Raw genomic sequence first — 13,595 nt, 5'->3', positions numbered from 1 at the left:
CGGCATGAATCCAACCCCAGAATCGACGCCGCTGCTGTCCATCCAGAACCTGACCATCGCGCTGCCCAAGGGTGGCGATCGCCCCTACGCCGTACAGGACGTCTCGTACGACATCCGCGCCGGGGAAATCCTGTGCATCGTCGGCGAATCCGGATCGGGCAAGTCCATGAGCGCCAACGCCATCATGGGACTGCTACCCGACTACCTGACGCCGCAGCAGGGCCGCATCCTGTTCCGCGGCCAGGACCTGCTGCAGCTGGACGAGCCGGCGCTTCAGGCCATGCGCGGCAAGGACATGGCGATGATCTTCCAGGAGCCGCTGTCGGCCCTGAACCCGCTGATGACAGTGGGCGAGCAGATCAGCGAGGTGATGCGCGTGCATGACGCCTACCCAGGCGCCGAGCGCCTGAAGCGCACGCTGGAACTGCTGGAATTCGTGGGCCTGCCGGACCCGGCGACGCTCTATCACGTCTACCCATTCCGGCTGTCTGGCGGACAGCGCCAGCGCGTCATGATCGCGATGGCGCTGGCGCTGGAACCCGCGCTGCTGATCGCGGACGAGCCCACGACCGCGCTGGACGTGACGACGCAGGCGCAGATCCTGGCGCTGATCGCGCGGATCCAGAAAGAGAAAGGCATGGGCGTGATGTTCGTCACGCACGACTTCGGCGTGGTGGCCGAGATCGCCCATCGCGTCGCCGTCATGGAGAAAGGCATTCTGGTGGAGCAAGGCCCTGCCGACGAAGTGCTCAACCGTCCGCGCCATCCGTATACCCAGCGCCTGATCGCGGCGGTGCCTCACCGGCGCGGCGAGGAACGAGCCGGAATCGCGGACGACAGACCGGTGCTGGAAGTGAAGGACCTGAAGAAGACCTACGTGATCGGCCACGGCTGGCTGGGCAACAAGCGCGAGGTGCGCGCGGTGGACGGCGTGAGCTTTGCCGTGCGGCGCGGCGAGACGCTGGGCATCGTGGGCGAATCGGGGTCCGGCAAGTCCACGATCGGAAAATGCCTGCTCAAGCTTGTCGGCATCAATGGCGGCCAGTTGCTGTTCAACGGGCAGGACATCGCCACGCTGCCCGAGTCCCGCTTTCGGCCGATGCGGCACGAAATCCAGATGATCTTCCAGGACCCGTTTGCCTCGCTCAACCCCCGGCACACCGTGGGCCGCATCATCAGCGACGGCCCTGTCGCCAACGGCGTGTCGCGGGCGCAGGCCGAGGCCCGGGCGCGCGAGCTGCTGTCGCTGGTGGGCATGGATCCGTCTGCCTTCGATCGCTATCCCAACCAGTTTTCGGGCGGCCAGCGCCAGCGCATCGGCATCGCGCGCGCCCTGGCGCTGGAACCCAAGGTGCTGGTGGCCGACGAATCGGTCTCCGCGCTGGACGTATCGGTGCAGGCGCAGGTGCTGCAACTGCTGCACGACCTGCAGCAGCGGCTGAAGATTGCGCTGGTGTTCATCACCCACGACCTGCGCGTAGCGGCGCAGATCTGCAATTCGGTGCTGGTCATGCACCGCGGCAAGGTGGTCGAGTACGGGTCGCCCGCCCAGATCTTCGACAACCCGCAGCATGCATACACGCGCCAGCTGATCGCCGCGGTGCCGGGCCAGCATTGGGACCCGACCAAGGCGCAGGCCGCCTGACCGCCATTCCGTCATCGCCATTCAGGAGAACCGCTTATGCAACGCCCCGCCGCAATCCCCACAGTACAGATCGACAACGAGCAGGTCACCGTCACCGAGTGGCGCTTCCCGCCGGGTGGCGAGACGGGCTGGCACCGCCATGGCATGAACTACGTGGTGGTGCCGCAGACCACCGGCCCGCTGCTGCTGGACACGCCCACCGGCCAGGTCACCAGCCAGCTCACCACCGGCGTGGCGTACTACCGGCCGGTCGGCGTGGAGCACAACGTCATCAATCCCAGCGACACGGAATTCGTGTTCGTCGAGATCGAACTGAAGCGGGCATGAGCCCCGCGCATCTGGCATTGACCCGGACGGTCTGAGCGAGGATATCCATGAAGGCCTTTTTTTCCGAAGAACAGTTGCTGCATTCGCCCCGCCAATTCATGCGGCTGGGCCGCATCAGCGCCCCGACCGACCTGCCGTCGCGCGCCGAGAACCTGCAGCAGGCGCTGGCCGCCCGCGGCATCAAGGTCGAAGCGCCGGCCGACTATGGACGCAAGCCGCTCGAACACGTCCACAGCGCGGATTACCTGGATTATCTGGAAACGGCCTTTGCGCGCTGGCAGGCGTTGAAGGCGCCGGGGGTCGATCCCGGGCCGGAGGTTCTGCCGAATCTCTCGCCGTACTACAACGGCCGCATCGATGCCGCCGGGCGCGGCCCCTGCCCCTCGCCGTCCATCGTGGCGCAGACCGGGTACTACCTGAGCGACCTGTCCTGCCCCATCGGGCCGCAGACGTGGCGTTCGGCGCTGCGGTCCACCCATAGCGCGCTGGCGGCGGCGGATCATGTGGCGGGCGGTGGCGGGGTGGCGTATGCGCTGTGCCGGCCGTCCGGCCACCACGCCCATCGCGATCGCGCGGGCGGCTTCTGTTACCTGAACAGCAGCGCCGCCGCGGCCAGCCGGCTGCTGCAGACGTGGTCCAAGGTGGCGGTGCTGGACGTGGACGCGCATCACGGCGACGGCACGCAGAACATCTTCTACCAGCGGCCGGATGTGATGACGGTGTCGCTTCATGCCGACCCGGCGGGCTATTACCCCTTCTACACCGGCTACGCGCACGAACGCGGCCACGGCGCGGGCGAAGGCTACAACCTGAACCTGCCGCTGGCGCACGGCTGCGGCAACACGGAATTCCTGCAGGCGCTTGACATCGCGTTGGACGCCCTGGCGGGCTATGCGCCGCAAGCGCTGGTTCTGCCGCTGGGGTTCGACACGTACAAGGACGATCCCATCAGCGTGCTCCGGTTGGACATCGACGCCTACCGCGACATCGGCGCGCGCGTCGCCGGTCTGGGTGTGCCGACCGTGGTGGTGCAGGAAGGCGGCTACATGGTCGAGGCGATCGGACCGGCGCTGGACGCGTTTCTTGAAGGATTCGACCGTGGCGGCAAGTGACCATGCCCGGGGGTGCGCAAAGGCGTGCATGAGCACGTGCGCCGGATGAGCGCCCTGACCGGATCAACGCCCGCGCGCCAGACCGGCATCCTGCTGTTCTTTGCGGCGCTGGTGGCCTTCGCCACCTTCGACGCGGGCGCCAAGCAGTTGCTGGAACGCTACCCCGCGCCCTTCCTGAACGTGATGCGCTACCTGGCGGTGGTGACGCTGGCGATGGGCATGCTGTGGCGCCACGGGCGCGGCCTGCGCCTGCGCGACGCGCCGGAAAAGCCGCTGCTGGTGCTGCGCGGCGTCATGCTGGCCACGGTGGCCACTTGCTTCATGACCGCGCTGATCTGGATGCCGCTGTCCGAAGCCACCGCCATCTACTTCACGGCCCCGCTCATCATGGTGGCGCTGTCGCCCTGGATGCTGGGCGAGCGCGTCCGCGCGGCGCAATGGGGCGCCGTGGCTGCGGGGTTTGGCGGCATGCTGCTGATCGTGCGGCCCGGCGGCGACCTGCCTCTGCTGGGCACGTTGCTGATGGCGGTGTCCGCCGTCAGTTACGCGATCTTCCAGGTGCTGACGCGCAAGCTGTCGAACAAGGTGCCGGGGCCGGTGCAGTATGCGTACACCGCGTTCATCTGCCTCATCGTGACGGCGCTGCCGGCGCCCTTCTTCCTGCCCGATCCCTGGCCGGGGCCGGCGGACACCGCCATCATTCTTGCACTGGGCGCGTGCAGCGGACTGGCGCAGATCCTGCTGATCGCCGCCTTCCAGCGCGTCCCGGCCGCGACGCTGGCGCCGCTGAACTACTTCCAGTTGCTGCTGGCGCTGGGCTTCAGCACGTTCTGGTTCCAGCGCCCGCCAGACGCGCTGGCGCTGGCGGGCATGGGGCTCATCATGGCGGCCGGGGTGTTTCTGGCGCTGCGCCCGCTTAGAAGTCCATCGACGCCGACAGCATGAACGTGCGCGGCGCGCCCAGCGCCAGGCTGGAGAGCTGCGGCATGCCCCAATAGGCCTTGTTCGTCAGGTTGTTGATGGCGGCGCGCAGCACCACCTGGCGGTCCGCCACCTTCGTGGCGTAGCGCGCGCCGATGTCGTACGTGGTGCGCCCGCCCACCGACAGCGAGTTGTCCGCGCTGATGTATTGCTTGGACACCGAGGTCGCATTGGCGGTCAACGTCAGGCCCTGCACCGCCGGCACGTCCCATTCCACCCCGAGCTTGCCCTGCAGCCGGGGGATGCCCGTGGCCTGCTTGCCCTCGTTAGCCGCGACGGCGGCTTTCGTCACCTTGGGATCGATATAGGCAACGCCGCCGATCAGGCGCACGCCACGCAGCGGTTCGCCGAAGAAGCCCCATTCCACGCCCTGGTTGCGCTGCTCGCCGCCGAACGAGAACACGTTTGTGACCGGATCGGTGTAGCTGCTGGGGCGCTCGATTTCAAACAGCGCCAGCGTATGGGTGAAGTCGCCCAGGTCGACCTTCAGGCCGATCTCTTTCTGCTTGGTCTTGAAGGGCGCAAAGAGCTCGCCTGCGTTGGCCGCGGTGGCGGGCGCGGACTGACCCTTGGAGAGGCCCTCGATGTAGTTCGCGTACACGGAAATGTTGTCCGTCGCCTTGACGAGCAGCGCGGCGGCGGGCGTCGTGGCGTGGGCGTCATAGCGGCTGGTGCGCGCGCCGGTGGCGACGCTGAAGCTGTCGGTGCGGACCTCCTGGCGGCGCGCGCCCAGCGTCAGCTGCACGCGGTCCTCCGCAAAGGACAAGGTGTCGGCCAGGCCATAGCTGATCATGCGCGTCTTGCTGTGCATGATGGGGGGAAAAACGCCGGCGGGCGCCGGACCCCAGACGGGGTTGTAGATGTTGGTGACCCAGTCCGCGCCGGGCACCGAGCGGCGGCCGTAATCGTGTTGATCATCGGAGTAGTACGTGGCGTTCAGCACCCACTGATGCTTGATCGCGCCGGTCTGCAGTTTGCCGCGCAGGCCCGCGTCGCCGGAGGTCTTGTCCACCTCCATGTTGAGTTGCCCCATCGACGTGCGGAAGTCGCCGGCATCGTTGAACACCTGCGCCGACATGGCGCCGCTGTAGGTGTATTCGGAACGGCTGGTGCCGATGGCCGCGTACGCCATCAGCTTGTCGGTGACGTCGAATTCGCCGCGGATCATGGCGCCGCGATCCTGGTTCTTCACGTAGGCCCAATCCGGGTTCAACAGGGTTTCGGGTTTGGGCGGCTTGGGCACGCCGATGCCGGGCGCCAGGTTGATGCCGCGCGTCACGCCATCGATGCGCTCATCGGTGTCGTACAGATCGGCGGAGATGCGGACCCGCTCGCCGCGCCAGTCCAGGCCCAGCGACGCCAGTTGCGCGCGCTTTTTCTGGTCGTCGACGGGACCGTCGCCGTTGCGGTACATGCCGTTGAACCGGATGCCGAACTGCTGGTTCTCGCCGAAGCGCCGCCCCATGTCCAGGTGCCCGCCGAACTGCGCGTCCGACATGTAGGTGGCGGTCAGGCGCGTCAGCGGCTCGGCGCCGGCGCGCTTGGACACCAGGTTGACCGTGCCGCCGACCGAACCGCCGGGAGGCATGCCGTTCAGCAAGGCGGACGGGCCCTTCAAGACCTCGATCCGCTCGAACATCTCGGGCGACGTCCGGTAGTAAGGCGCCATGCCGGCCAGTCCGTTGAACGTCATGTCGGTGGTGGCGGACGAGAAGCCGCGGACCGAGTAGTTTTCGCTCCACGCGCCCGACACGCCGTTGCTGAACACTGACGGGTCGGTGCGGGCGATGACATCGGTGATGTCCTTGGCCTGCAGGTCCTCGATGTACTTTTCCGTGTAGTTGATGACGGAGAACGGCGTGTCCATGAAGTCCTTGTCGCCCAGGAAGCCCACACGGCCGCCGTACGTGACCTGGCCACCGGCGTAGGGCGTTGACGGCGCTTCCTGCGCATCGGCCTGGCCCGTGACGGTCACCGTGGGCAGGGTCTTCACACCCGCCTCCTGCTGCGCCCACGCCGGCGTCGCAACCGCGGCGCCCAGCGTAAGGCCGAACACGGCGGCGACGAGAGGGTTCAAGGAAAAGGCGGGCTTTGCCTGCCCGGCTAGCGGCGAAGGACGTGCGACGCGGCCGCTATGGCGACGTTTGCTCATGGAATGCTCCGTTCGGTTGAGCTGGGATCGCCCGGCAATCCGGGCGACTGGGAATCATTTACGTTTGGATCGGCAATGACGCGCGGGGCGTCTTGAGAAATCAGTTCCGGTAAGGCCTCATGACTTCGTCGATCATGAGATGCAGCGACTTCACGCTGGCGGCAGTGACATACCAGGCTTCGGCGTCGGCAAAGACCACGCGGCCGTCTTGCCACGCGGCCGTCTGACGCAGCAGCGGGTTGCCCAGCGTCTCGGCGTTCAGGGCCGGCCGGCGTTCCATCACGGCCGTGCGGTCGACCACGTAGACGATGCCCGGGTTCGCCTGCTGGATGAATTCGCTGGAGATCGGCTGGCCATGCAGGCCGCCATCGGCCAAGGGACTGGCCGGTTTCACGCCCAGCGCCTTGAAGATGAAGCCGTAACGGGAATGCACGCCGAACGAACTGAAGGCGCCGTTGTTGTGCAGCACGACGAGCGCCGTTTCCGGACGATCGCGGATGAGCGCGCGTGCCGCTTCAACCTTGGCTTCCAGATCGGCCGCCTTCCTGCGGGCAAGGTCCTCCTTGCCGAAAATGCGTCCCAGCGTCAGCAGATGGTCCTTCACGATCTCGATGTGGTCGGCCTGACTGTCGCGGTAGTCCACGTCGAAGTGGATGGTCGGCGCGATCTGGCTCAGCTCCTTGTAGTGGTTCGCCTGCAGCGAGGTGATCAGGATGAGATCCGGCTTTGCCGCGTGCACGCGCTCCAGATTCGGCTGGACGATGGCGCCCATGTCCTGCACGTCGGGCGCGTCGCGATAGCGGGCCAGGAAATGCGGCACGAAGTCCTTGGGCATGCCCACGACGGGGACGCCCAGCTCGTCCAGAAAATCGACTTCGTTCATGTCCAGCGCCACCACGCGCTGCGGCAGCCGGTCGATCACCGTCTGGCCCAGCTTGTGTTTGACGGTGATCGGGACATAGGCATTCTGCGACGGCGCATCCGCGGGTGCCGCGGCGGCCGTTGCCGCGGCGGCCGATGCCGCCGCGGCCTTGGGCGTGTCCGTGGCTTGCCCGCAACCGTGCAGCGCTGCTGTTGCGGCCAATGCCGCGGCTAGCAGCAGCGCCCTCGGCCAGTGCGACAGGATCATTTCAGTTCTCCAGGGGGATTGAAGTAGTTGCACAGGCGACCGCGATCGCCCTGCGTGATCTCGAAATCCAGTCCATACAGGTCGCGCAGCCGGTCTTCGGTCATGACCTCATGCACTGCGCCCGCGCAATGCACCACCCCGCCCTTCAGCGCGACGACATGGTCCGAATAGCTGGCCGCGAAGTTGATGTCGTGCACGACCAGGATCACGGTGCGGCCGTGGTCGTCGCACAGGCGGCGCAGCGCACGCATGATCTGGACTGCGTGCCGGATGTCCAGGTTGTTCAGCGGCTCGTCCAGCAGCAGGCAATCGGTCTGCTGCGCGATGGTCATGGCCATGAACGCCATCTGCCGCTGGCCGCCGCTCAGCTCGTCCAGGTAGGCGCGGCGCAGCGGCTCCAGCGATAGAAACGTGATGGCCTCGTCGATCGCCTGCATGTCCTGCGGCGTCAAGGCGCCGCGGCTGTAGGGAAAGCGCCCGAATGCCACCAGGTCTTCCACCGTGAGCCGCAGGTTGAAGTCGGGAGACTGGCGCAAGGTGGCGACGCGCCGCGCGTAATCGGCGCGGCGCATGTCCGCCACGTTGCGGTCGCCGATGAAGACGTCGCCCTGCGTCGGTTCCATCAACCGCGCCATCATCATCAGGAGCGTGGTCTTGCCCGCGCCGTTCGGGCCGATGAGCGATGTCAGCTTGCCTTCGGGGAACTGCAGGCTCACGTCGCGCAGGACGGCTTTCGCGCCATGGATTTTGCAAAGATTTCTGGTCGTGATCATGCGGCGCCCCGCGTGCGCGCCATCAGCGCGAGAAACCAGCCGCCGCACACCAGGTTGACCAGGATCCCGACGGTGGTCTTGTAGTTGAAGATGTGTTCGACCGCGAGCTGGGCCAGGATGAACATGCCGACGGCGATGGCGCAGCCGGTGGGCAATGTGACGCGATGCCGGCGTGTGCGTGCCAGCGCATACGCGGTGTTGGCCACGAAGATGCCCATGAACGCCGTGGGTCCCAACAGGCTGGTGGAAACGGCAACCAGCACCGCGATCAAGGCCAGATGCAGTTGCACGGCGCGCGGATGGTCAACACCCAGCGACATGGCCTGGTCACGCCCCAGCGACAGGACGTCCAGCGTCGGCAATTGCCTGCGTCCGGCCAGGCATACCGCGGCAACAACGGCGGCGGATGCCAGCAACTGCGCCGGTTCGGCCTTGCCGAACGAGGCCTGGGTAAAGCCCAGCAGGATCGAGAACTCGCCCGGACTGGTCTTCAGTTGCACGAACTGCGTGAAGGTGCCGATCACCATGGTCAGCACCAGCCCCGCCAGCAGCAGGAAATACACGTTCTGCCTGCCGCGGCGGAACAGCCAGCGATGCAGAATCCACGAATACGCCAGCATCACCAGGACCGAGAACAGGAAGTTGCCGTTCGGCCCCAGCAGCACCAGGCTTTGCGTGCCCAGCGCCAGGATCAACACGGACTGCAGCAGCAGGTACACCGCCTCGTAGCCCATGATGGCGGGCGTGAGGATCCGGTTGCCGGTCAGGGTCTGGAACACGATCGACGACCACGCGATGCAGACGCCGCCGATCACCATGGCCGCCAGCCGCGCGAGGCGTTTGGGGATGACATAGTCGAAGTCCAGGCCCGACCGGAAAAACAGGAACACCACGGCCAACGCGATGACCGCCATCCAGACCGCGTTCCGGGAAGCTGCGCGCATCATCGGTGCTTCCAGAGAATCAGCGCCAGGAACAGGACGCCGCCCACGCCCCCCGCCGTCAGGCCAATGGGCACTTCGAACGGATAGATCAGCACGCGCCCCAGGATGTCGCAGACCAGCAGCAGCGACGCGCCGCCCAAGGCGACGACGGGCAGCGTGCGGCCCAGGTTGTCGCCGTAGTGGAGCGCGACCAGATTGGGCACCACCAAACCCACGAACGGAATCGCGCCCACCGTGATGACCGTGGCCGACACCGTGACCGCCACCAGCATCAGGCCCAGCGCGACGGTGGCCGGATAATTCAGCCCCAAGCTTGCGGCCATGTCCTCGCCCATGCCGGCCACCGTGAAGCGGTGCGCATACAGGTACGTCAGCACGACGATCGGCAGGATGAGATAGATGATCTCGTAATTGCCCTGCACGATCTTGGAGAAGTCGCCCAGCAGCCAGCCCTGCATGCTTTGCAGGATGTTGTTGCGATAGGCATGGAATTCGGCCAGCGCGCTCAGCACACCGCCGAACATCAGCCCCATCACGGGCACCAGCACCGTGTTCTTGAACCGGATGCGGCGCACGATCATGACGAAGGCCAGGCTGGCCGCAAAGCAGAATGCCAGCGCAAACGCCATCCGCCCGCCCGGCCCCATCGACGGCGCCACCGTCAGCGCAACCAGGATGCCCAGCTTGGCGGCGTCCAGCCCGCCGCAGGTGGCGGGTTCGACGAACTTGTTGCGCACGATGTGCTGCAGGATCACGCCGCACACCGACAGGCCGACGCCCGTCAGCACCAGAGCGGCCAGCCGCGGCAGGCGGCTGGCGGTCAGCGTCAGCCACGCGTCGCCGGATAACGTAAACAGCTGCGTCCAGGCCAACTGCCGCGCCCCGACCAGGAGGGACGCGCCGCACAGCACGACGAACAGCACCAACAGCCCGGCACGCATCAGACGCGGTCTCCGGCGATGCGCCAACCCTTGGCGGCCTCGCGCTGCGTCAGGAATTGCGCGTACCGTCCGCCGCTCGCGCGCAGCGCCGCCGGCGCGCCCGCTTCGACGATCCGGCCGTCCTCCACCACCGCGATCTCATCAGCCATCGCCACCGTCGACAACTGATGCGCAATGACCACCAGCGTCCGCTTGCCGCGCAGGCGCGCCAGCGTGCTGGCGATGACGGCCTGATTGCCCGCGTCCAGCGCCGCGGTGGCCTCGTCCACCAGCAGGATGGGCGCGTTGCTGATCAGCGCGCGGGCGATGGCGATGCGTTGGCGCTCGCCGCCCGACAGCCGCGCGCCGCCCTCGCCCACCGGCGTGTCCATGCCTTGCGGCAGGCGCGCGGCGATCTCGTCCACGCCCGCTTCCCGCGCGGCTTGCAGGACATCGGCATCATCGCTGCCCGGCCGGCCGGCACGGATGTTGTCGGCAATGGTGCCGGTAAAGAGATAGGTGTCCTGGAATATCTGGCTGATGTGGCCGGCCAGTTGCGTGCTGGCGATCTGCCGCACGTCAACGCCGCCGATGTGCACGCTGCCTTGCGTCACGTCGAAGAATCGCGCGATCAGCCGCACCAGCGTGGTCTTGCCGGACCCCGAAGCGCCGATCAGGGCGACCATGCTGCCCGGCTCGATGCGCAGGTTCAGGCCGTGCAGCACGTCGGGCCTGTCCTGCGCGTAGCGAAAGCGCACGTCGCGCAATTCGATAGACGCGTCGCGCGGCGTCTGCGGTGCGGCGGGCTCCGGCAAGGGCGCCGCCGCAAAAAGCGCGTCGATCTCATCAAGCTGGGCGCGCGCGCCGCGCAGCACCTCGCCGTAGCCGGCAACCTCGAGCAAGCCGTCGATGTAGCGCACCGCCAGCAGCATCGCGACAACGGCGGCCACCAATTCCCCGGTAGCGGCGCCGGCGGCGAGCAGTCCGTTGAGCCACAGAGCTGCCGCGATCAGCAGGGCGGCAAAGACGGCCTGGACCGCCCAGACGTTGAGGACGGCCGCGGCCGCCGACCGCCAGATCAGGCGCGTGCCCGATCGGCGCTGCGCGTCGAGGGATTGCTCGATGTGCCGCATGCCGCCGCCTTCCGCGCTGAAGGCGCGCAGCACCGACTGCGCCTGCGCAAACTCCACCACGCGCTGGCTGGTTTCGGCAAAGCGCCGATGAAACTCGGCGTCGGCGCGCCCCGCCAGCCGCGCGGTCAGCGCCAGCACGCCCGCCAGCAGCGGCAGCGCCGTCAGTGCGATCAGCCCCAGCAGCCAATGCTGCGCGAACAGCGCCGCCACCAGCACGAGGGGCGCGGCCACGCCCGCGATGAGCGGCGTGAAGACGTGCGCGGGCAATTGGGCCACGGTCATCATGCCCTGCGTGACGACATGGCTGAGACGCGCGGTGTTCTGCGGCGTGAACCAGCCGACAGGCAGGCGCGCCACATGGTCGCCCAGCCGATGGCGGCCAGCCTGCAGGATGGCGACGCCCACACGCACGCCGGCCCGTTCGACCGGCAGGCGTAGCGCCCCGCAGCACACCACCCCGGCGAGCACCGCAGCCAGCCACGCAGCGGCCTGCCGCGTGTCGCCGGCCAGCAGATGGGTAAGAAGCGGAGCCGTGGCGGCAATGGTCAGCCCGCAGACCAGCCCGTAGGCGACGGCCAGCCACGCGTAGCGGCGCAGCACCTGGACATCCGTGCCAAGCAGGCGCACAAAGGTCTTTACCATGCCGGCTCCTCTTGCGCCGCGTCGATCGCATGACCACCCAGCGCCCACAGCCGCGCATAGCAGCCGCCTTGCGCCAGCAGCGCGTCGTGCCGTCCCTGTTCAGTGATACGCCCGTCTTCCAGCACCAGGATGTGATCGGCATGAACCACCGTGTCCAGCCGGTGCGCGATCACCAGCAGCGTACGACCCCGCGCAAAGCGCGACAGCGCCTCCTGGACGGCCGCTTCGTTGCCGGCATCGGCTGCGGCCGTGGCCTCGTCCAACACCAGCACGGGCGGATCCAGCAGGACGGCGCGCGCGATGCTCACGCGCTGGCGTTCGCCGCCCGAGAGCTGCGCGTCTTCGCCGATCACGGCGTCGTAGCCGCGCGGCAGGGCCAGGATGCGTTCGTGGATGTTGGCGGCCCGCGCGGCAGCTTCGATCTCTTGCTGGGTGGCGCCCGGCCGGCCCAGCGCAATGTTGTCGCGCACGCTGGCGTGGATCAGCCGCACCTCCTGCAGCACGAAGCCGATGCGCCGGTAGAGCTGCGCGCTCTCGATCTGGCGCAGGTCTGCGCCGCCGAGTGTGATGCGCCCTCGCGCCGGGTCGAAGAAGCGCACCAGCAGGCGGGCGAGCGTGGATTTGCCGGCGCCGGACGGGCCGACAATGGCGGTCACGGTGCCGGGCGCCAGCGTGAACGTGATGCCGGACACGGCCTCGTGACCATCGCCGTAGCGGTAGCCCACGTCTTCAAACCGGACTTCGTGGCCTTCGGGCAGTTGTCCGCACCCCGCCGGCGGCATTTCGAGGACGGGGGTATTCATCAGCGCCAGCACCCGTTGCGCCGCGCCCGTGGCGCTGCCCAGATCGTGCAACAGCGTGTGCAGCAACAGCATCGGCGCGCAGATGCCCGGCGCCACCAATGCGAAAGGCAGCACGTCCACCGGCGCCATCCAGTCCAGCGCCACGAACAGCGCGCCCGCGCCCAGCACCACGCCCAGAACCGTGACCGGCGCGATCAGCGCGTGGGCCCGCGCCATCGCGGCGACCAATGGCCGGGTGAAGTCGGCAAAAGCCGCGGCAAAGCCGTCCACCGCGTCCCGGTAGCCGCGATGCGCCTTGCCGGCATCGCCAAACGCCTTGACCACGGGTATGCCATTGACGAATTCGACGGTCGCGCCGTTGAGGCGGCCAAGGCGTTCCATGAACACCGGCATGTTCGCGCCGCCGGCCTTCATGGCCCGCCGCAGAAAGAGGAAGAAGCCCGGAAACGGCAGCAACGCCGCGATGGCAAGGCGCCAGTCCTGCGCAAACAGGTAGACGGCCGACGCCGCGATGGCGCCGCCGGCGCGTCCCACCGCCGTGAAGAAATGCGCGGTGAGGCTGTGCAGCGTCGCCATGTCGTCCTGCAATGCCTGTTTGACCTCGCCGGAGGCCCGCTCCGTGAACCAGCCCAGCGGCACTTGCGCCAACCGCCTCGCGCCGGCCAGGCGCAGATGATGCGTGATCCGGTTGTCGGCCAGGTGGGCGGTCAGTTCGGCAGCCGACGCCAGCGCCATGCCCGTGAACAGGCACGCGACGGCAGCGGCGACAGTCCACCAAAGCTCGGGAGCCGTTGGTTCGGGACCTTCCAGGATGAGGCGAGCAATGTGTGCGATGGCGGCGAGCGGCGCCAGCGTGAGCATGGTGCCAACTGCGGCAAGCGCGGCTGCGGCAATGAGTTGCCCGCGAATCGGGGTCAACACCAGGCTGAGCGGGCCGGGGTGTTTAGCGTGGGCCGGCGCGGCTCCGGAAGTGCTCATGAACGAAGTACCAGGACGAAGTTGATAATTATTTGCATCACTATAAACTAAATCTT

11 protein-coding genes are annotated in these 13,595 nt (G+C 67.5%); 4 read left to right on the top strand and 7 right to left on the bottom strand.

Annotation, left to right across the window (positions count from 1 at the left end; all coding sequences use genetic code 11):
* The first annotated feature begins 4 nt into the window (after positions 1 to 4).
* Genes AB3147_RS09455 through AB3147_RS09440 form a run of 4 tightly spaced genes read left to right on the top strand, consistent with a single transcriptional unit; the run spans position 5 to position 4,029 of the window.
* On the top strand, positions 5 to 1,645 hold the full coding sequence (locus AB3147_RS09455; RefSeq protein ID WP_367351782.1) for an ABC transporter ATP-binding protein: 1,641 nt from the start codon (positions 5 to 7) through the stop codon (positions 1,643 to 1,645).
* 36 nt (positions 1,646 to 1,681) lie between these two features.
* Positions 1,682 to 1,972: a cupin domain-containing protein gene (locus AB3147_RS09450; protein ID WP_056569641.1), complete on the top strand. Its 291-nt coding sequence runs from the start codon at positions 1,682 to 1,684 to the stop codon at positions 1,970 to 1,972.
* 47 nt (positions 1,973 to 2,019) lie between these two features.
* Positions 2,020 to 3,084, top strand: a complete 1,065-nt coding sequence (locus AB3147_RS09445) for a histone deacetylase family protein (protein ID WP_367351781.1) — start codon at positions 2,020 to 2,022, stop codon at positions 3,082 to 3,084.
* A 45-nt stretch (positions 3,085 to 3,129) separates the two neighbouring features.
* Complete coding sequence (locus AB3147_RS09440) at positions 3,130 to 4,029, top strand: DMT family transporter (protein WP_175184999.1); 900 nt, start codon at positions 3,130 to 3,132, stop codon at positions 4,027 to 4,029.
* On the opposite strand, the gene AB3147_RS09435 is transcribed toward AB3147_RS09440, so the two are convergent.
* From AB3147_RS09435 to AB3147_RS09405, 7 genes are all read right to left on the bottom strand, one after another.
* Positions 4,001 to 6,217, bottom strand: a complete 2,217-nt coding sequence (locus tag AB3147_RS09435; RefSeq protein WP_367351780.1) for a TonB-dependent receptor — start codon at positions 6,215 to 6,217, stop codon at positions 4,001 to 4,003. The genes AB3147_RS09440 and AB3147_RS09435 overlap by 29 nt on opposite strands.
* A 100-nt stretch (positions 6,218 to 6,317) precedes the next feature.
* The gene (locus tag AB3147_RS09430) at positions 6,318 to 7,346 is read right to left on the bottom strand and encodes a siderophore ABC transporter substrate-binding protein (protein WP_367351779.1); all 1,029 of its coding nucleotides are present in this window, start codon (positions 7,344 to 7,346) and stop codon (positions 6,318 to 6,320) included.
* The gene (locus AB3147_RS09425; protein WP_367351778.1) at positions 7,343 to 8,119 is read right to left on the bottom strand and encodes an iron ABC transporter ATP-binding protein; all 777 of its coding nucleotides are present in this window, start codon (positions 8,117 to 8,119) and stop codon (positions 7,343 to 7,345) included. The genes AB3147_RS09430 and AB3147_RS09425 overlap by 4 nt, the downstream gene beginning before the upstream one ends.
* On the bottom strand, positions 8,116 to 9,063 hold the full coding sequence (locus AB3147_RS09420) for an iron chelate uptake ABC transporter family permease subunit (protein WP_367353526.1): 948 nt from the start codon (positions 9,061 to 9,063) through the stop codon (positions 8,116 to 8,118). The genes AB3147_RS09425 and AB3147_RS09420 overlap by 4 nt, the downstream gene beginning before the upstream one ends.
* On the bottom strand, positions 9,063 to 10,004 hold the full coding sequence (locus AB3147_RS09415) for an ABC transporter permease (protein ID WP_175124007.1): 942 nt from the start codon (positions 10,002 to 10,004) through the stop codon (positions 9,063 to 9,065). Before AB3147_RS09415 ends, AB3147_RS09420 begins: the two co-directional genes overlap by 1 nt.
* Positions 10,004 to 11,758, bottom strand: coding sequence for an ABC transporter ATP-binding protein (locus AB3147_RS09410; RefSeq protein ID WP_367351777.1), 1,755 nt, complete (start codon positions 11,756 to 11,758; stop codon positions 10,004 to 10,006). Before AB3147_RS09410 ends, AB3147_RS09415 begins: the two co-directional genes overlap by 1 nt.
* Entirely contained in the window at positions 11,752 to 13,539 is a 1,788-nt protein-coding gene (locus tag AB3147_RS09405; RefSeq protein ID WP_367351776.1) for an ABC transporter ATP-binding protein, read from the bottom strand. The genes AB3147_RS09410 and AB3147_RS09405 overlap by 7 nt, the downstream gene beginning before the upstream one ends.
* Positions 13,540 to 13,595 lie beyond the last annotated feature (56 nt).

This window comes from Achromobacter animicus (genome assembly GCF_040775605.1).
GTDB classification, from domain to species: domain Bacteria; phylum Pseudomonadota; class Gammaproteobacteria; order Burkholderiales; family Burkholderiaceae_B; genus Achromobacter; species Achromobacter animicus.
Note: the sequence above shows the minus strand (reverse complement) of the source record. Positions and strands in the feature narration are given on the sequence as shown.

Bases quoted from the DNA above. Each gene is read 5' to 3' on its own strand.
- AB3147_RS09405 (WP_367351776.1), bottom strand. From the start codon at position 13,539: ATGAGCACTTCCGGAGCCGCGCCGGCCCACGCTAAACACCCCGGCCCG.
- AB3147_RS09425 (WP_367351778.1), bottom strand. From the start codon at position 8,119: ATGATCACGACCAGAAATCTTTGCAAAATCCATGGCGCGAAAGCCGTC.
- AB3147_RS09430 (WP_367351779.1), bottom strand. From the start codon at position 7,346: ATGATCCTGTCGCACTGGCCGAGGGCGCTGCTGCTAGCCGCGGCATTG.
- AB3147_RS09440 (WP_175184999.1), top strand. From the start codon at position 3,130: ATGAGCGCCCTGACCGGATCAACGCCCGCGCGCCAGACCGGCATCCTG.
- AB3147_RS09435 (WP_367351780.1), bottom strand. From the start codon at position 6,217: ATGAGCAAACGTCGCCATAGCGGCCGCGTCGCACGTCCTTCGCCGCTA.
- AB3147_RS09420 (WP_367353526.1), bottom strand. From the start codon at position 9,063: ATGCGCGCAGCTTCCCGGAACGCGGTCTGGATGGCGGTCATCGCGTTG.
- AB3147_RS09455 (WP_367351782.1), top strand. From the start codon at position 5: ATGAATCCAACCCCAGAATCGACGCCGCTGCTGTCCATCCAGAACCTG.
- AB3147_RS09445 (WP_367351781.1), top strand. From the start codon at position 2,020: ATGAAGGCCTTTTTTTCCGAAGAACAGTTGCTGCATTCGCCCCGCCAA.
- AB3147_RS09415 (WP_175124007.1), bottom strand. From the start codon at position 10,004: ATGCGTGCCGGGCTGTTGGTGCTGTTCGTCGTGCTGTGCGGCGCGTCC.
- AB3147_RS09450 (WP_056569641.1), top strand. From the start codon at position 1,682: ATGCAACGCCCCGCCGCAATCCCCACAGTACAGATCGACAACGAGCAG.
- AB3147_RS09410 (WP_367351777.1), bottom strand. From the start codon at position 11,758: ATGGTAAAGACCTTTGTGCGCCTGCTTGGCACGGATGTCCAGGTGCTG.